Below are 16,924 nucleotides of genomic sequence, written 5' to 3' on the forward strand. Positions count from 1 at the left end.
AATATCGGACTTATTTTATATTATACAATATGTTATTTAATCTCTAAGGCTTTATAATCAAATGTATTAAGCTTCGCAACTACTACAGTTTACAAAATTCATCATCATTTCTTTTGCTACTGATTGACTGCGCTGATAGTACAAACTTTTAACTCCTAATTTCCAAGCCTCAATAAGCACTTTATTCACATCGCGAATAGGCATCGCTGAAGGAATATTTAAGTTCAAACTCTGCGTTTGATCAATGTACGCTTGACGCTGCGCCGCTTGTGATATAATTTCCATCGGTGAAATCTCTTTAAAAGTTTTAAACACATTCTTCTCTAATTGAGATAACTCTTGCAAGTGTTGTACAGAGCCATTATTCAAACGAATAGAACGCCATACTTCTTCATTATTAAGACCTTTTTCCTCCAAAAGTTGGGTGAGATACTTATTTTTGCGCATAAAGTTCCCTTTAGAAAGCCCTACTTTATAGTAATTGCTCGAATAAGGCTCGATACCTGGTGATACCTGTCCTAAAATAGCCGAGCTGGAAGTGGTAGGAGCGATTGCCATAGTGGTAGTATTTCGTCTACCATATCCTTTTAAAATTTCTGGTTCTCCATAAATATGAGCTAATTCTTTAGTTGCCTTATCAGCTTCTTCACGAATGTATCTAAAAGCGCGGGCATTGAACTGAGTTGCCTCAAAGCTCTCAAAAGGTATCATATTGCGTTGCAAGTAAGAATGATATCCTAACACACCCAAACCTAAAGCACGGTGACGAATAGCAAAATTACGAGCTGCCTGTAAATAGTAATTACCCTTTGTTTTTTCTATAAACTCTGAAAGTACCGCATCTAAAAAGAATACCGCTAACTTTACCGCTTTGGTATCTTTCCACTCATCAAAGAGCTCTAAGTTCATAGAAGAAAGACAGCAAATAAACGATTCATCTTCACTAGAAGGTAACATAATCTCACTGCACAAGTTACTTGAACGGATGAGCATATCCTTATCTTTATACACTTGAGGACGATTACGATTGGCATTATCCGTAAAGATAATGTAAGGTAAACCTTTTTGCTGGCGAGACTCCAAGACACGAGCCCATAGGCGACGTTTTTCTACATCACCATCTATCATTTCTTGCATCCAATAATCAGGTACACAAATACCAAAGAAAAGATTCTGAATAGGAAATTCTACATCTTTAATTTGTAGAAACTCTTCGGCATCGGGATGGTCTATATCTAAATAAGCAGCAAAAGCACCGCGCCTTACTCCTCCTTGTGATACAACGTCCATAGCTGAATCGAACAACTTCATAAAACTAACTGCCCCACTTGATTTACCATTATCGGTAACTGCAGAACCGCGACTACGCAATTCGCCAAAATAACCAGAAGTACCCCCCCCTATTTTGGTTTGCATAATCACCTCTCCAAGTTTATGAGTAATCCCCTCGATGCTATCAGGTACGTGCACATTGAAACAAGAAATAGGCAAACCTCTTTCAGTACCCATATTTGCCCAAATAGGAGATGAGAAACTAATCCACCCTTTAGTAATCATTTCTTTGAAAGCGGGCTGTAATTCGGGTTTATAAAGCCTATGTGCAGCAGCACTTGTAATGCGGTCTATTGCACCTTCTACGCTTTCTCCTTTTAGTAAATAGCCTCTATTGAGGATTTGTTCAGACTCTTCATTGAGCCACCAAATGTCTTTTTCTTCGTTCATAACTTTTTATTTTCGGGGTGCAAAGTAACAGCTTTATATTCTAATTTCACCCTCTATCCAAAATAAGTTATTAACAAAGTTTTTAACAATATAGCAAAATCAGCCTCTTAGGATAATTTTTTAACATACAGTTATACTTTTATATTACTTGAATAGCTAAAATAATAAAAAATAAATGTACGGGAAAGCAAAAACTACTAAAAATAAGAAGATATAGAAGAGTAGAAATATAGCTGTTAATTACTACAAATCAACGTGTTAAAAAGAATTGTTATATTTAAAACAAAATAGTAATACGATTTTATCTAAAATATTTTGTTCTTTCAGATAACTTTTGTACTTTTGTAGCGTTAAGTATAAAAGGAAATCTTATGTCAGAACTAATTACTAGACCTATACCTATTGATGAAGAAGTAGTGTGGGATAAAACAAAAACTATTATCAGTACTACTGATAAGTTGGGTGCTATTACTGACGTAAATCAAACATTTATAGATGTTTGTGGTTATCCTGCGGTTGAATTATTAGGAAAACCACATAGCATCATTCGTCACCCCGATATGCCTAAAATCATATTTAAGATTACTTGGGATAATATTTTGGCGGGGAGGAACTTTCACGCTATTATTAAAAACTTAGCTAAATCGGGTAAGTATTATTGGGTAATTACCGATTTTGAAGTAGGCAGGAATATTATTGGGGATGTTGTTACTATTATGGCGCGTCAGCATTCAGTACCTAAGTATGTAATTACAGAGCATATTGAGCCTTTATATCAAACGCTCCTTAAACTTGAAAAAATAGGAGATATGGAGCTCAGTAATCGTTATTTTAAGGGCTTTTTAGAAAAACAAGGCAAATCATATATTGAATATATTATGGATATTATGGACGAAAGCAAGCGAGAAATTCACTTTGATCCTATCCCTAATATGCCTCACACTGATACTAACATTGGAGACTATGAAATTTCTGATGATATATTTAGTGAAGAACATCACGAAGAAGAAACTATGATGCAACGCAAGAGTTTCTTTGCAAAATTATTTTCTACGAATTAGATTTTTGCAAATATCACAATAAAAATGAGAGCGTATCTATTGCAATAGATACGCTCTCATTTTTGGTTCTTTCTATGACTATGATTCTTTCTTGTCTTGAATTTCTTTCTTATCGTCTTTTAATTTAGCTGACAGTTCCATAGAAATAGCAGAACGTTCAAATTTGATTTTTCCTGAAAGTGTTTCTAAGACACAAGTATCATCAGTAAGTTCTACAATGCGTCCGTGCATACCACTTTTAGTAATTACTTTATCGCCTCTTTTCATTCCTTCAATAAAGTTTTTTTCTTGTTTTTGTCGTCTTACTTGCGGACGAATCATAAAAAAGTAGAATACTAAGATTATCAATATAAGAGGTAGTAAACCACTGTTCATCAATTGTTGCATATTTATTAATTTAATTATTAGTTTTTAGTTATTTTAGAAAATTGTAATTAAGAACTTTTAGCTTTTGGCTTTCAATTTTCAATTATAAAAGTCCTCTTCCTATCTTTTTAATTTGTTGTCTTTCTTCGAGTTCTTTATGTACATTTTTCATTACACCATTAATAAACGCACTACTTTTAGTAGTAGAATATTCCTTGGCAAGTTCTAAATATTCATTAAGTGTTACTTTCACTGGAATACTAGGAAAACTAAGCATTTCACAAACAGCCATTTTTAACAATATACTATCTATTACAGCCACACGATCTTTCTCCCAACCCGTCATTCTACTAATAATTTCATTCTCCCACTTACTATCATTGAGCACTGTTTTTTTTAGTAACCCTGTAAGAAAATCTTTTTCTTCTTCATCTTTATAAAGTGAAGGAACAAAATATTTATCAGGTGAGGTAGGAAGCACTTCTCTAAATAACCTACTTATATAGGTATTTACAATGGGATAATCATCTACCCAAGTGAGATTATAATCTTCAATATATTCATATATTGTCTCATCGGGAGCTATAATTTCTTCAAAAATAGTCATTAAAAAAGATTTATCAACTTCAAAACTGCTCTTTTGTTTGCTGTATTTCTTATAAAACTCACTTTCTATAATGCTTTTATATATAGTACGCACATACTCTTCGTGTATTTCCCAATGGTTTATACGTGCATCAGCAATGGCTTCTTGTAATAATGTATTATGAACGATGGCTAAGAGCAAAAGGTTTTCAGAAAATTTTTGATGTACTGTTCTTTCTTCAGTAGTAGCCAAATATTTTTTCTGAGCTACTTTGTGTTGATGAGTTGCCAAAGAATGCAGTTCAATGAAAAGTGATAATATTAATAAATATAGGTGTCGCATTTCATCAGCACTGTTTTGCAAGAACTTCAATTCTTTGTCTAAATCCTGACTTTGGCTCTGACGCATTGCATAAATTGATTGCATTACTTTTGCCCTAATATGTCGTCTTGTAAGCATAATTTGTAAGAACTTTCTTAACTTTATTTTGAGAGTGCAAAAGTAGAAAAAAAGGTTTAACAAGCCAAAAAAAAGCGCTAAAAAAGCACCTAAAATGTTAATTTTTTACTAAAAATCGCATTTTTTCTTGTTTTATACTTGCTATGATGAAATATATTACTACCTTTGTCCTTATTAACTGTATTTATAAGTTATCATATGAACAAATCAGAATTAATTGATGCAATTGCAGCAGGGTCTGGACTTACAAAAACCGACTCTAAAAAAGCTGTTGAAGCGTTCTTTTCAAGTGTTGAAAAGGCTCTAAAAAAAGGTGACAAAGTAGCTGTCGTAGGATTCGGTTCTTGGTCAGTTGCTAAAAAAGAAGCCAGAGAGGCTCGCAACCCTCGTACTGGTGCAGTAATTAAAGTGCCTGCTAAGAAAGTTGTAAAATTCAAAGCAGGGGCTGAATTATCTGAAGCAGTAAACAAAAAGTAATTGCAGTAAAAAAGTCCCTTTCAGTTGAAAGGGACTTTTTTTATTTATTAGTAGATGAGTTAATTAGCATAGAAGCCTTATTTAATGATTAATGGTTAACGATTAATGGTTAATTTGGGATAAGCTTATAGAAAGCTTATAGAAAGCTTATAGGAAAGACGAACAAAAGACGAACAAAAGACGAACAAAAGACGAACAATGAACGAAGGAAAAGTGAAGTTAAGTTGATTCTAAAGTAGAGATAAGAAGTAGGAAATTGGTAGACTTCTACTTTGCTAAGAGTCGTAGCCCAACAGGCAAGTCGTAGCACGACGGACAATTTAAAACTTTGGCAAGGTGCAAAGCGCACGAAAGCGCAAATTAATTCTCTGACAAGACTATAACTAACATTACCAATATGAAAAAGAAGAAAATAGTAGTCCTCACGGGAGCAGGGATTAGCGCTGAAAGTGGTGTAAAAACTTTCCGAGATGCCGATGGTTTGTGGGAAGGTCACGATATAGAACAAGTGGCAACACCTTATGGTTTTGAGAAAGACCCCGAACTTGTATTGAACTTCTACAACGGTTTGCGCAAACAGGTGAAAAATGTGCAACCTAACCCCGCTCACTTATTATTAGCCGAGTTGGAAAAAGAGTACGACGTAGTGATCATCACTCAAAATGTAGATGACTTGCACGAACGTGCGGGTAGCCATCACATTATTCACTTACACGGCGAACTGCTAAAAATGAGGGGAGTAGATGACCCCTATACGCTCTACGACTGTACTGACGACATTAAAGTGGGCGATCTGAGCCCCAGTGGAGCACAATTACGACCTCACATCGTGTGGTTTGGCGAAGATGTACCAATGATTGTAAAGGCTGCCGAAGAGGTAGAAACTGCCGATATAGTGGTTATTGTAGGTACTTCATTACAAGTGTATCCCGCTGCTGGATTGATGAACTGTGCCAAGAAAGATACACCTATATATTATATAGACCCACGTCCAAGCATCAGTAGTAAAGATAAAATCACTGTAATTAAAGACGTTGCTTCAAGAGGGGTAGCTAAAGCTATTGAACTAATAAAAGAATTGAAATGAGTAACTTCCCAAAATTTATTTTAGGTGACAACACCGATATGCCCGACGCTATGTTTGTGGTGCATTTAGAGTATCCGCGCTTCGTGCTGAACTTAGACAACGATGAAGTAGAATGGCTTGAAGAGTTTGACGAAGAAGACACCAAAGAGTTAGAGGCTGAAAGCGAGAACCTTATAGAAGAAGCTATCGCTTTCTACGAACGAGAAATCGCCCGTATAGAAGAAAATGACTACTAAGCAACTCATACAGCAAATCGAAGCTAAACAATCGCTGTTATGTGTGGGCTTGGATACCGATATGACTAAAATTCCTCCTCACTTGCTTGAAGAGGAAGACCCGCTGTTCGCGTTCAACAAGGCGATTATAGAGGCTACCCACGCTTTTGCGGTAGCCTACAAACCCAATACAGCTTTCTACGAAGCACACGGCGAAAAAGGTTGGCGCGCCTTAAAAAAGACGATTGACTACTTGAACCGTCACCACCCTGAGATTTTCACTATTGTCGATGCCAAACGCGGGGATATAGGCAACACTTCAAGTATGTATGCCAAAGCTTTCTTTGAAGATATGCAATTCGATAGCGTGACAGTAGCCCCCTATATGGGAAGGGATTCGGTAGAGCCTTTTTTAGCTTTTGAGAACAAACACACCATTCTCTTAGCACTAACTTCTAATGAAGGGGCTTTCGACTTCCAAACGCAAAAACTCAATAATGAAGAGCTGTACAAAAAGGTATTACGTACCTCACTCACTTGGCAAAACAGCCAAAACTTGATGTACGTAGTAGGTGCGACCAAGGCGGAATACCTAAAGGAAATACGCAAAATTATACCTGAACATTTCCTGTTAGTACCAGGAATAGGTGCTCAGGGAGGTAGCTTGGAAGAGGTATGTAAGTATGGTTTGAACGACCACTACGGACTGCTTATCAACTCGTCAAGAGGCATTATTTACGCTTCTAAGGATGAAGACTTTGCCAAAGTAGCAGGTGAAAAAGCTAAGGAATTACAACAGAAGATGAAATTAATGCTTAATGATTATTAATGATTAATGATTAATGATTAATGATTAATGATTAATGGTTAATGATAAGTAGTAAATGAGTAGTAATGAAAAGGAGCAAGAAAAATGACAAGTGTGAGAAGTAATAGGTATATCAACTTTGTACAAGTTTAAAACTTTAGCAGAATATGGTGATTAAAAACTAGTAAACTAATGACTAACAACTAAATAATATGATTACATTTTTAAATAAAAGCAACATTACACCAACCATTGAAGATGACGCTTACAGACTTTTTTCACTGTTGAGCAGGCGCTACCAACAACGACTATCTGACCTTTTTCAAGACAAAACTAAAGCACCTTATGTAGTAGGTTATATAGAAGACGGTCGCCTACACGGAATGGCTTCTATGGGTATCTACAGAGTGATTTCGGGCTATAAAGGTTGGATAGAAGATGTGGTGGTAGACGAGATGGCACGTGGTAAAAAAATAGGCACTCAGCTCATTCAACTTCTTATCGCCAAAGGCAAAGAATTGGGCTTAGGAGAAATATTACTCTTTACCTCACCTACTAACGAAGCAGCTATTAAGCTTTATGAAAATGAAGGCTTTAAACGTAAAGGTGCAGAGGTATATGTGAACGCTCTCAAACAAATGTACCCACCAGAATCTTGATATATTACTATTTCTTTGTATTTTTGCCCTCTGATAAGGAAACAATAAAAATACTATGGAATTAGTCCACAAGAATCTCGTATTGCCTAACAATGGTAAAAAATTGTTGTTACACACTTGTTGTGCACCTTGTTCAGGTTCAATTATACTATCTATTCAGGGGTCGGGAATCGACTTTACTATATTTTTTTACAACCCTAATATTCACCCTCAAAAAGAATACGAAATTCGCAAAGAGGAAAATATACGCTTTGCCAAAAAGTGTGGTGTACCTATTGTAGATGCCGAATACGACACCGATAACTGGTATACGCGTGCTAAAGGTATGGAATTTGAACCCGAACGCGGTAGCCGTTGTGCAATGTGCTTTGATATGCGTATGGAGCGTACGGCTTTATATGCTTACGAAAACGGTTTCGATACCATTGCAACCTCACTGGGCGTCTCTCGTTGGAAAGACCTCAACCAAGTGAATGAGGCAGGCAAAAATGCTGCCAATAAGTACGAAGGACTTACCTATTGGGACTACAATTGGCGCAAAAACGGAGGTGCTGCCTGCAATATGGAAATCTGTAAAAACGAGAAGTTCTACCAACAAGAGTACTGCGGTTGTGCTTTCTCGTTGCGCGATGCTAACAAATGGCGAGTAGCCAACGGAAGAGAGAAAATACGAATAGGGGAAAAATACTACGGAAGTGAAAAGTGAATAGTATGATAACTCCAGAAGAACTTAGAGAAGGTCGTATCTTGCTTATTGATAAGCCCTTGCAATGGTCGTCGTTTCAAGCAGTGAACAAAATCAAATGGGCAATACTCAAACACTATAAGCTCAAGAAGATAAAGATAGGGCACGCAGGAACATTAGACCCGCTTGCCTCTGGTTTATTGGTGATTTGTACGGGCAAATTTACCAAGAAGATTACCGAAATACAAGACACTGTAAAAACTTATACGGGCACTATTACCGTAGGGGCTACTACTCCTTCCTATGATAAGGAAACCGAAATAGATGCCCACTACCCTACTGACCATATCACTCCTGAACTGATAGAACAAGTGCGAATGCAGTTTATAGGGGAGCTCACGCAAACGCCTCCCGTATTTTCGGCTATCAAGAAAGAAGGCAAACGGCTCTACGAATTTGCCCGCGACGGAAAAGAAATAGAAGTTCCTCAACGCACTATCTATATTTACAGTTTCGATATAGATGCAAGTCAGTTTCCTAAGTTGCACTTTGAGGTGGTATGTAGCAAAGGCACCTACATACGCTCCTTGGCAAACGACTTTGGTAAAGCCTTAGGGTCTGGTGGCTATCTATCTGCATTGCGACGTACTAAGATAGGTGATTTCTCGGTAAATGATGCCTTAACGCCTGATGAATTTATAAACATACATATTCCAAAAATGCAAACAAAACCTATTATTCTCACTACTGTATTCGAGCGATTTATCGATAAGAATAAAACAACTCTTAATGACCATTTCGCTCGAAAAGAATCTACTTTGAACACACAAAACAATAGGAAAAAGTCTATTAATGAAGTGTATGAAGAGCGAGAGCGAGAACGCCTTAATAAACAACAAAAACAGCGACATACTTCCGACCTTAATATAGAAGCCATTTTTCCTCGAAAAAAGAAAAAAAAGACCTCAGGAATCAAATATGAGTTTCGCTATTTTCTATCGATGTTTTCAAATACTGATAAGGCAATTATGCTTACCTTACTGATACTTTTCGGTACGATAGTAACCCTTATGGTGATACAACTTAGCAGTAGAGAGAAAGAAATAATGATTGAAATGGCTCTCTCTCCCGATGATTTACCTTATGAACCTCCAAAATTAGAAGAACAAACTGATGCGCCTGATCTTTCTCAAGCTATGAATGCAAAACTGACTACTAATGCCTTTAATCAAGCCGATGCTGACTTACGCCATACTGAGAATTTTAAAACCTTAGACGAAATAATGGCAGAACGTGCTTCTAAAGAGATGGAAAGTGCTAAAGAAGAATTGGTGAGTAATAATAAAATGTCGTCTAACTTAGTAATATCGGACGATAATACTCTTCAAAAAACAACTAAAATTTCATCTGATAATAAAGTAAATAAGAATACTTTAGTAAAATATGCCTTATCTGGCAGGACAGGAAATATACCTAACCCTGTATTTACTTGTGAAAAGGAAGGGCAAGTAGTGATTATTATTACAGTTGATGAAGCAGGAAGAGTTATTAGAACAGCTCTTGACAAAATGAATTCAACTACCAATGATGATTGCCTTATAGAAAACTCATTACTATATGCTAGCAGAGCCAGATTTAATGCTGTAACAGGCAAAAAAGAGCAAACAGGAACTATTACTTATATTTTTCAAAGTAAACGATAGAATGAAATTACAACAGTTAATTTACATATTAAGTTTTTTATTAATAGGAGCTTGCAAAAATGTAAATCCACCTAAGCAAGACGCTTTCAATATAGAACTATATCCTAAAAAGAAAGAATACCACATAGGAGAAACTTTACAGATAAAAGTTGTGAATCCTAAGTTTGAAGGTAAAATAGTAAAGATTAGTTATCAGTTTCATCACCAAGAGCTTGTTGTTACTAATGAGAACATAGTACTTGAAAACCTAATGTTAGGTAAACAGCCTTTAGAAGTAACTGTATATACTGATAAAGGAGAAGTTTATAAAGTACGAAAAGAAATTTTACTTTTGGCAGGACAAGCTCCTAAATTGTATACTTATAAAATACTAAATGAATATCCCCACGACAAACAGGCTTATACTCAAGGTTTAGAATTTATAGGTGATACTTTAGTAGAAAGCACAGGGCAATACCGAGAATCTTCCATACGCAAATGGAATCCTTTTACGGGCGAAATGTACAAAAATGTACCTTTACAAGCAATGTATTTTGGTGAAGGAGCTACCGTTTTTAGAGATAAAATAATCCAACTCACTTGGAGAGAAAATATAGGATTTGTATATGATACTCAGCTAAAACTGTTAAAAACATTCTCTTACAATAAAAGTAAAGAAGGTTGGGGACTCTGTCATAACGGTAGTGATAAACTTTACAAAAGTGATGGTTCAGAAAAGATTTGGATACTCAATCCTAACACTTTTGAAGAAGTAGACAGTTTACAACTATGTACTAATAAATCTATTTTTACCAATGCTAACGAATTAGAATTTGTAGACGGAAAAATATATGCCAATACTTATCTAAAAGATGGTATTATGATTATCAACCCCAATAATGGTGCTATAGAAGGCGTTGTAGATGTACGAGGATTAAAAGAAAAAGTAGAACAAACTCCTGATTTAGATGTTCTTAATGGCATTGCCTATCACGCTAGGCGTAATACGTTCTTCATCACGGGTAAGAATTGGAGTAAGATATTTGAGGTAGTTTTTATAAACAAGAATTAAATAACGTGAGCTTGATGTTTGTATTTTTTTATTACTTTTGCTCTTATGATTCCAGAGAATATCTTACATACTCCCATCAACTACCTGCGTGGTGTAGGCAATCAGCGGGCTGAACTCCTGAAAACAGAGCTCGGTATCTATGAGTATCAAGATTTACTGAACTTGTTCCCTAACAGGTATATCGACCGTACCAAGTTTTACAAAATCAACGAATTGCAGAACAATAATGCCGAGGTGCAGCTCGTAGGCAAGATAGTAAACTTACGCACAGTAGAGTCGGCTCACCAAAAAGGTACTCGTCTTGTTGCTACCTTTGTAGACGATACCGGCGCTATGGAGCTCGTATGGTTCAAAGGACTCAAATGGTTGCGTGAATCCCTAAAAATCAACGAACCTTATGTGATTTTTGGCAAACTGAATTTCTTTGGAGGCACTTTCTCTATGCCTCACCCCGAAATGGACTTGCTCAGCGAATTCAAGAAAGCAGGACACAGCAGTATTCAGCCCGTATATCCCTCTACCGAAAAATTAGCTAAACGCAACATCACCAATAGAGTGATGCGCCAATTAGTACAAACAGTTTTTGAAGAAATAGGCAATAGCTTTGCCGAGAATTTACCGGATAACATACTCACTTCAATGAACCTCATCTCCAAGCAGGAGGCAATGCGCAATATCCACTTCCCTACAAATCAAACTTTGCTTACTAAAGCCTCTGTACGACTCAAATTTGAAGAGCTTTTCTACATACAAGTACAGTTGGTACGCAAGAATCTTCTGCACAAACAGAAGTTCCAAGGACAACCTTTCAAGAATGTAGGCGATGCTTTTATGAACTTCTATAACCATCATTTGCCTTTTCCGCTTACCGATGCCCAAAAACGAGTATTGAAAGAAATACGCGCCGATGTGGGCTCAAATGCCCAAATGAACCGCTTGTTGCAAGGCGATGTAGGCTCTGGTAAAACCATCGTAGCCCTAATGACGATGCTTTTAGCAATAGATAATGGTTGTCAGGCCTGCTTGATGGCACCTACCGAAATTCTCGCCAATCAGCATTACCAAAATATTAGTGAACTACTAAAAGAAACAGGAGTAACTGTAGCACTGCTCACAGGTTCGTCAAAAACTAAAGAACGCAAAATGTTAGACGAACAATTACAGTCTGGAGAGCTTTCTATTCTTATAGGCACTCACGCTCTTTTGGAAAACAAAGTACAGTTCAGAAACTTAGGACTCGCCATTATCGATGAGCAACACCGATTTGGGGTAGAACAGCGCTCGAAGTTATGGCATAAAAACACTATTCCGCCTCATATTTTAGTAATGACCGCCACCCCTATCCCACGCACTTTAGCGATGAGTGTATATGGTGATTTAGATGTTTCGATAATAGATGAGCTCCCCCCCGGACGTAAGCCTATTAAAACTCTACATCATTTTGAAAACCACCGTGCAGAGACTTATGAATTTATTAAAAAAGAGATAGATAAAGGAAGACAAGCTTATGTAGTATATCCACTTATAGAAGAATCGGAAGCGTTAGATTTTAAGAACCTTACCGAAGGCTATGATTATATCACGGCAAGCTTCCCTTTGCCAAAATATAAGGTTTCTATGGTACACGGTAGACTCAAACCAGCTGAAAAAGATGCTGAAATGGAGCGCTTCCTACGTAATGAAACACAAATAATGGTGGCTACCACCGTGATAGAAGTGGGGGTAAATGTACCCAATGCCTCCGTAATGGTAATTGAGAGTGCCGAGCGCTTTGGACTCTCACAACTTCACCAGTTGAGAGGACGTGTAGGGCGTGGTAGTGAACAGAGTTATTGTATATTACTTACGGGCAACAAAATGAGTAACGATACTCGTACACGTATGGAAACGATGGTGCGCACCAACGACGGTTTTGAAATTGCTGAAGTAGACTTAAAATTGCGTGGCCCTGGTGACCTAATGGGTACGCAACAAAGTGGAGTGCTCGCTCTAAAAATAGCCGACCTTGTAAAAGACCAAGATATACTAAGAGCAGCGCGCTTTCAAGCTATCGATCTACTGAAAGCCGACCCTAATTTAGAGTTGCCCCAAAACCAACGCGTAGCCCACACGCTCTATCAGTTACAACGCTATAAGAACCTCTGGACATACATTTCATAAAGGAGCTGAAGAGGTGATACTTACTACATTGTAATCTTTTTCTACTTTTTTTACCAAAAAATTTGGAGAGTTAAAAAAAAGTAGTACCTTTGCACCCGAATTAAACGTAAGGGTTCTTAGCTCAGCTGGTTCAGAGCATCTGCCTTACAAGCAGAGGGTCACTGGTTCGAATCCAGTAGGACCCACTTAGGTTAAAATTAAAAAATTTTTATCATTGTAATTTTAGGGTTCTTAGCTCAGCTGGTTCAGAGCATCTGCCTTACAAGCAGAGGGTCACTGGTTCGAATCCAGTAGGACCCACCAAAACTCGGATTTTATTGTTGTTTTCATAATTAAAAAGGATTCTTAGCTCAGCTGGTTCAGAGCATCTGCCTTACAAGCAGAGGGTCACTGGTTCGAATCCAGTAGAGTCCACAAAAGCTACTCAATACTGAGTAGCTTTTTTTTGTTAATTATTCATTTAAACAACAAATGATTATCAAGCACTTATAATTTTATAAATTGTTAATTATTAATTAATAATTGTGTATTGATAATTATTTCTTACTTTTGCGATATTTTTAAACAGAAAAACAAAAATAATATGTTAGGATTACAAACTTCTGTAGACGTTGCGACTACTGCAACCGACACTGCTCCCGTCGCAGTACAAGAGAAAACCCTTTCTATAATGGAACTGATTCTAGATGGTGGTATGGGGAGTATCATTATTATTAGTATTTTATTTGTGATGCTCGCTGTAGCTCTTTTTCTCTATTTTGAACGCCTTTTTGCTATTAAGGCAGCTTCTAAGATGGATAAAACTTTTATGTATAAAATACGTGATTGTATCTCAGCTGGGCGCTTAGATGCTGCTAAAATGCTTTGTGTACAATCCAATACTCCTGTAGCACGCCTTATTGAAAAGGGGGTTTCTCGTATAGGTAAACCTCTTGAAGATATTAATAAAGCTATTGAAAATGCGGGCACTTTAGAGGTATACAATCTTGAAAAGAATACGGCTATTCTCGCTACTATTGCAGGAGCAGGACCTATGATTGGATTCTTAGGCACAGTTGTTGGTATGATTATGTCATTCCACGAAATGGCTTCAGCAGGCGGTCAGGCAGAGATGGGGTCATTAGCAAGTGGTATCTACACCGCGATGGCAACTACCGTAGCGGGGCTTATAGTAGGAATTATTGCTTATGTAGGCTACAACCACTTAGTAGTAAAAACTGATAAGGTGGTACACCTAATGGAAGCCAATGCTGTTGAATTCTTAGACTTGTTAAACGAACCTCTATAGGTCTTAAAAAACTACTCTGATCTAATTATGAAATTAAAAGGTAGAAATAAAGTAAGTCCTGAGTTCAGTATGTCGTCTATGACGGACATTGTGTTTCTGTTGTTAATATTCTTTATGATTACTGCCAACAGCCCCAATGCACTCGATTTGTTATTGCCTAAAGCTAAAGGTAAAAGTACTAATACACAAAACGTTTCAGTAAGCATTGATAAAGATTTAAACTATTTTCTTGACAAGAAACCTATTTCAGTAGATAATCTCGATACAGAGCTCAAATCAGCGCTCAAGGGAGTGGAAAATCCTACTATCATTTTGCGTGTAGAGGAAAGTGTACCTATTGAAAATGCGGTAACAGTGATGGATGTGGCAAACCAAAACCAATTTAAGGTGATTTTGGCTGTTCGTCCAAAATAGAAAGGTATATGAATTTATTCGATACAGAACATAAACGTAAATCCTTAGCACTCACTACGGTTGTGATGTGTTTAGTAATCTTCATACTGTTTTTTGCAGGAATGAAGTACTTAGACCCACCGCCCGAAAAAGGTGTAGAGGTTATTTATGGAGTCGATTTGGTAGGAATGGGCGAGCGCACTCCTCCGCCAAGTGCTGCTAAACAGGAAGAAACTAAAACGCCTCCTCAAACACAACCAGAACAGAGTACTTCACAAGAAGTAAAGGAAAACCTTTTGGCTCAAGATAACAACGAAGAAGTTTCTGTACCCGAAGTACCGAAAAAGAAAGAAAAAAGAAAGAAACACCTAAAAAAGATACTCCAAAAGAGAGTCCCAAACCTGCTCCTAAACCTTCACGGGAAACTTCGGATGCGTTATCAAATATATTGGGAGCTGCCAATGCAGGTGGTAGTGGTACCTCAGGACAAGGAGATGGCAACCAACCTGGTTATCAAGGACAGATAGATGGTAGCCAGTACGCTAATTCTTATTATGGCTCAGGAGGTGGTAATGGCACTGGCAAAGGTTGGGGACTGAAAGGTCGTACTATTGCTTCACAAGGTAAAGTACCTCAAAATTGCAATGAAGAAGGACGCGTGGTAGTACAAATAGAAGTAGACCGTAGTGGTAAAGTAGTAAAAGCTACTGCTGGTGTGAAAGGAACTACTAACTCTGCTCACTGTTTGCTGGAAGCTGCTCGAAAAACAGCTGCTATGCACCGCTGGAACGCAGATGATAATGCCCCTGCACGTCAAGTAGGTTTTATTGTTATCAACTTTAAACTTGGAGAATAAAAAATCAATTAATAATTGGTAATTAATAATTAACAAGGATGAGATAATGGTTATAGTATAACTGATTATCTCATTTTTGATTGTACAACAACTAAAAATTATCTTAAACATTGAATTATCAAGAAACACTTTCGTGGATGTTCAACCGCTTACCAATGTTTCAAACACAAGGTAAAACTGCTTTGAACAACAAATTAGATAATATCCTCGTCTTTACTTCAGTGTTAGGAAACCCTCAAACAAAATTCAAAAGTTTGCATATCGCAGGCACTAACGGAAAGGGGTCTTCCAGCAGTATGCTCGCTTCTATCCTACAAGAGGCAGGATATAAGGTAGGATTGTACACTTCTCCACACCTCAAAGACTTCCGAGAACGTATCAAAATTAATGGGAAGGAAATACCAGAAGACTATGTGGTAAGTTTTATAGCTAAAAACAAACCCTTTTTGGAAGAATATCACCTCTCATTCTTTGAAATGACAGTAGGAATGGCGTTCAGCTATTTCGAGAATGAAAAAGTAGATATCGCTGTGATAGAAGTAGGTTTAGGAGGACGTTTTGACTCCACTAATATTATCATTCCCGAAGTTTCTCTTATTACCAATATCTCTAAAGACCATACTGATATTTTAGGAGATACTTTACCTAAAATAGCTTTTGAAAAAGCTGGTATTATCAAAGAAAATGTGCCTGTAGTAATCAGTGAATATCAAGAGGAAACAGCTCCCGTCTTCACAGCAAAAGCTAAAGAAATGAATGCTCCTATTATTTTTGCCAATCACATAGAAACTTCTCTTACAACCGACCTTCAAGGTGCCTACCAAGAGAAAAACATCAAAGGAGTAATAGCCGTTACCGAATTGCTTATCCACCAGGGGTGGGATATTACTCCGGAGAATATTGCACAAGGACTTTTACACGTGGTGCACAATACAAACCTGAAAGGTCGTTGGCAAACCCTTGGCTCCTACCCTACTATCGTATGTGATACAGGACATAATGTGGGAGGACTTACTTATGTGATGGAACAACTCAAAAAGCAAACCTATACACATCTTCATATTGTAGTAGGTTTTGTAAAAGAAAAAGATGTAAATAGTGTTTTAGAGCTTTTCCCAAAAGAAGCTACCTATTATTTTTGCAGTCCTGCTATTGCAAGAGGACTTAATGTAGATACATTAAAGAAAATTGCCATTGCAAAAGGACTCCAAGGGGAGAGATATTCTTCAGTAGCAGAAGCCTTAAATGCCGCTAAGGCACAAGCGCTTCCCACTGACTTTATCTTTGTTGGTGGAAGCACGTTCGTAGTTGCGGAAGTGTTGTAAAATAACAAAAAGCGGATACTGAA

At 37.2% G+C, this 16,924-nt stretch carries 16 protein-coding genes, 3 tRNA genes and 1 pseudogene; 17 read left to right on the forward strand and 3 right to left on the reverse strand.

Features of this window, described 5'->3' with window-relative positions:
* Positions 1-66: 66 nt before the first annotated feature.
* Positions 67-1,722, reverse strand: a complete 1,656-nt coding sequence (locus tag AM608_RS02325) for a ribonucleoside-diphosphate reductase subunit alpha (protein ID WP_002672050.1) — start codon at positions 1,720-1,722, stop codon at positions 67-69.
* 371 nt (positions 1,723-2,093) lie between these two features.
* Here AM608_RS02325 and AM608_RS02330 point away from each other — a divergent pair, with 371 nt between their 5' ends.
* A complete protein-coding gene (locus tag AM608_RS02330) occupies positions 2,094-2,783 on the forward strand; it encodes a PAS domain-containing protein (RefSeq protein WP_009419714.1) in 690 nt (229 codons plus the stop codon).
* A gap of 78 nt (positions 2,784-2,861) precedes the next feature.
* Here the strand turns inward: AM608_RS02330 and yajC are convergent, their stop codons facing one another.
* Both yajC and AM608_RS02340 read right to left on the reverse strand, forming a co-directional pair.
* Entirely contained in the window at positions 2,862-3,170 is a 309-nt protein-coding gene (gene yajC / locus AM608_RS02335; RefSeq protein ID WP_002672058.1) for a preprotein translocase subunit YajC, read from the reverse strand.
* Between the two features lie 82 nt (positions 3,171-3,252).
* The gene (locus AM608_RS02340) at positions 3,253-4,194 is read right to left on the reverse strand and encodes a transcription antitermination protein NusB (RefSeq protein WP_053580638.1); all 942 of its coding nucleotides are present in this window, start codon (positions 4,192-4,194) and stop codon (positions 3,253-3,255) included.
* A 198-nt stretch (positions 4,195-4,392) separates the two neighbouring features.
* Between AM608_RS02340 and AM608_RS02345 the strand changes: the two genes are divergently transcribed.
* The 16 genes and pseudogenes from AM608_RS02345 to AM608_RS02420 all read left to right on the forward strand — a co-directional run bounded on the left by AM608_RS02345 (position 4,393) and on the right by AM608_RS02420 (position 16,901).
* Positions 4,393-4,671, forward strand: coding sequence for an HU family DNA-binding protein (locus AM608_RS02345; protein WP_002672062.1), 279 nt, complete (start codon positions 4,393-4,395; stop codon positions 4,669-4,671).
* Positions 4,672-5,068: 397 nt separating this feature from the next.
* Positions 5,069-5,758 (forward strand): NAD-dependent deacylase, encoded by a 690-nt coding sequence (locus AM608_RS02350; RefSeq protein ID WP_016479549.1) that lies wholly within the window; start codon positions 5,069-5,071, stop codon positions 5,756-5,758.
* Positions 5,755-5,994, forward strand: a complete 240-nt coding sequence (locus AM608_RS02355) for a hypothetical protein (RefSeq protein ID WP_002672069.1) — start codon at positions 5,755-5,757, stop codon at positions 5,992-5,994. The genes AM608_RS02350 and AM608_RS02355 overlap by 4 nt, the downstream gene beginning before the upstream one ends.
* Positions 5,984-6,802: an orotidine-5'-phosphate decarboxylase gene (gene pyrF / locus AM608_RS02360; RefSeq protein ID WP_053580639.1), complete on the forward strand. Its 819-nt coding sequence runs from the start codon at positions 5,984-5,986 to the stop codon at positions 6,800-6,802. The genes AM608_RS02355 and pyrF overlap by 11 nt, the downstream gene beginning before the upstream one ends.
* Before the next feature lie 191 nt (positions 6,803-6,993).
* Positions 6,994-7,440 (forward strand): GNAT family N-acetyltransferase, encoded by a 447-nt coding sequence (locus AM608_RS02365; RefSeq protein WP_053580640.1) that lies wholly within the window; start codon positions 6,994-6,996, stop codon positions 7,438-7,440.
* Positions 7,441-7,495: 55 nt separating this feature from the next.
* Positions 7,496-8,146 (forward strand): epoxyqueuosine reductase QueH, encoded by a 651-nt coding sequence (locus tag AM608_RS02370; protein WP_053580641.1) that lies wholly within the window; start codon positions 7,496-7,498, stop codon positions 8,144-8,146.
* A 5-nt stretch (positions 8,147-8,151) separates the two neighbouring features.
* Positions 8,152-9,828: a tRNA pseudouridine(55) synthase TruB gene (gene truB / locus AM608_RS02375; protein ID WP_053580642.1), complete on the forward strand. Its 1,677-nt coding sequence runs from the start codon at positions 8,152-8,154 to the stop codon at positions 9,826-9,828.
* A gap of 1 nt (position 9,829) precedes the next feature.
* On the forward strand, positions 9,830-10,879 hold the full coding sequence (locus AM608_RS02380) for a glutaminyl-peptide cyclotransferase (protein WP_053580643.1): 1,050 nt from the start codon (positions 9,830-9,832) through the stop codon (positions 10,877-10,879).
* A gap of 45 nt (positions 10,880-10,924) precedes the next feature.
* Complete coding sequence (gene recG / locus AM608_RS02385; protein WP_053580644.1) at positions 10,925-13,039, forward strand: ATP-dependent DNA helicase RecG; 2,115 nt, start codon at positions 10,925-10,927, stop codon at positions 13,037-13,039.
* A 110-nt stretch (positions 13,040-13,149) separates the two neighbouring features.
* Positions 13,150-13,224, forward strand: a tRNA-Val gene (locus AM608_RS02390).
* Positions 13,225-13,264: 40 nt separating this feature from the next.
* Positions 13,265-13,342 (forward strand) — tRNA-Val (locus AM608_RS02395).
* A 36-nt stretch (positions 13,343-13,378) separates the two neighbouring features.
* Positions 13,379-13,453, forward strand: a tRNA-Val gene (locus AM608_RS02400).
* Positions 13,454-13,622: 169 nt separating this feature from the next.
* On the forward strand, positions 13,623-14,327 hold the full coding sequence (locus AM608_RS02405; protein ID WP_002672085.1) for a MotA/TolQ/ExbB proton channel family protein: 705 nt from the start codon (positions 13,623-13,625) through the stop codon (positions 14,325-14,327).
* A gap of 27 nt (positions 14,328-14,354) precedes the next feature.
* Positions 14,355-14,741 carry a biopolymer transporter ExbD gene (locus AM608_RS02410; RefSeq protein WP_002672086.1) on the forward strand — a complete coding sequence of 129 codons (387 nt, stop codon included), beginning with the start codon at positions 14,355-14,357 and terminating at the stop codon, positions 14,739-14,741.
* A gap of 8 nt (positions 14,742-14,749) precedes the next feature.
* A pseudogene (locus tag AM608_RS12760) lies at positions 14,750-15,576 on the forward strand (energy transducer TonB).
* 110 nt (positions 15,577-15,686) lie between these two features.
* The gene (locus tag AM608_RS02420; RefSeq protein ID WP_053580645.1) at positions 15,687-16,901 is read left to right on the forward strand and encodes a folylpolyglutamate synthase/dihydrofolate synthase family protein; all 1,215 of its coding nucleotides are present in this window, start codon (positions 15,687-15,689) and stop codon (positions 16,899-16,901) included.
* The last annotated feature ends 23 nt before the right edge of the window (positions 16,902-16,924 follow it).

The organism is Capnocytophaga sp. oral taxon 323 (assembly GCF_001278825.1).
Taxonomy (GTDB): domain Bacteria; phylum Bacteroidota; class Bacteroidia; order Flavobacteriales; family Flavobacteriaceae; genus Capnocytophaga; species Capnocytophaga ochracea.

Bases quoted from the DNA above. Each gene is read 5' to 3' on its own strand.
- truB (WP_053580642.1), top strand. From the start codon at position 8,152: ATGATAACTCCAGAAGAACTTAGAGAAGGTCGTATCTTGCTTATTGAT.
- AM608_RS02365 (WP_053580640.1), top strand. From the start codon at position 6,994: ATGATTACATTTTTAAATAAAAGCAACATTACACCAACCATTGAAGAT.
- AM608_RS02405 (WP_002672085.1), top strand. From the start codon at position 13,623: ATGTTAGGATTACAAACTTCTGTAGACGTTGCGACTACTGCAACCGAC.
- AM608_RS02355 (WP_002672069.1), top strand. From the start codon at position 5,755: ATGAGTAACTTCCCAAAATTTATTTTAGGTGACAACACCGATATGCCC.
- AM608_RS02370 (WP_053580641.1), top strand. From the start codon at position 7,496: ATGGAATTAGTCCACAAGAATCTCGTATTGCCTAACAATGGTAAAAAA.
- yajC (WP_002672058.1), bottom strand. From the start codon at position 3,170: ATGCAACAATTGATGAACAGTGGTTTACTACCTCTTATATTGATAATC.
- AM608_RS02350 (WP_016479549.1), top strand. From the start codon at position 5,069: ATGAAAAAGAAGAAAATAGTAGTCCTCACGGGAGCAGGGATTAGCGCT.
- AM608_RS02330 (WP_009419714.1), top strand. From the start codon at position 2,094: ATGTCAGAACTAATTACTAGACCTATACCTATTGATGAAGAAGTAGTG.
- AM608_RS02345 (WP_002672062.1), top strand. From the start codon at position 4,393: ATGAACAAATCAGAATTAATTGATGCAATTGCAGCAGGGTCTGGACTT.
- AM608_RS02380 (WP_053580643.1), top strand. From the start codon at position 9,830: ATGAAATTACAACAGTTAATTTACATATTAAGTTTTTTATTAATAGGA.
- AM608_RS02410 (WP_002672086.1), top strand. From the start codon at position 14,355: ATGAAATTAAAAGGTAGAAATAAAGTAAGTCCTGAGTTCAGTATGTCG.
- pyrF (WP_053580639.1), top strand. From the start codon at position 5,984: ATGACTACTAAGCAACTCATACAGCAAATCGAAGCTAAACAATCGCTG.
- AM608_RS02340 (WP_053580638.1), bottom strand. From the start codon at position 4,194: ATGCTTACAAGACGACATATTAGGGCAAAAGTAATGCAATCAATTTAT.
- recG (WP_053580644.1), top strand. From the start codon at position 10,925: ATGATTCCAGAGAATATCTTACATACTCCCATCAACTACCTGCGTGGT.
- AM608_RS02325 (WP_002672050.1), bottom strand. From the start codon at position 1,722: ATGAACGAAGAAAAAGACATTTGGTGGCTCAATGAAGAGTCTGAACAA.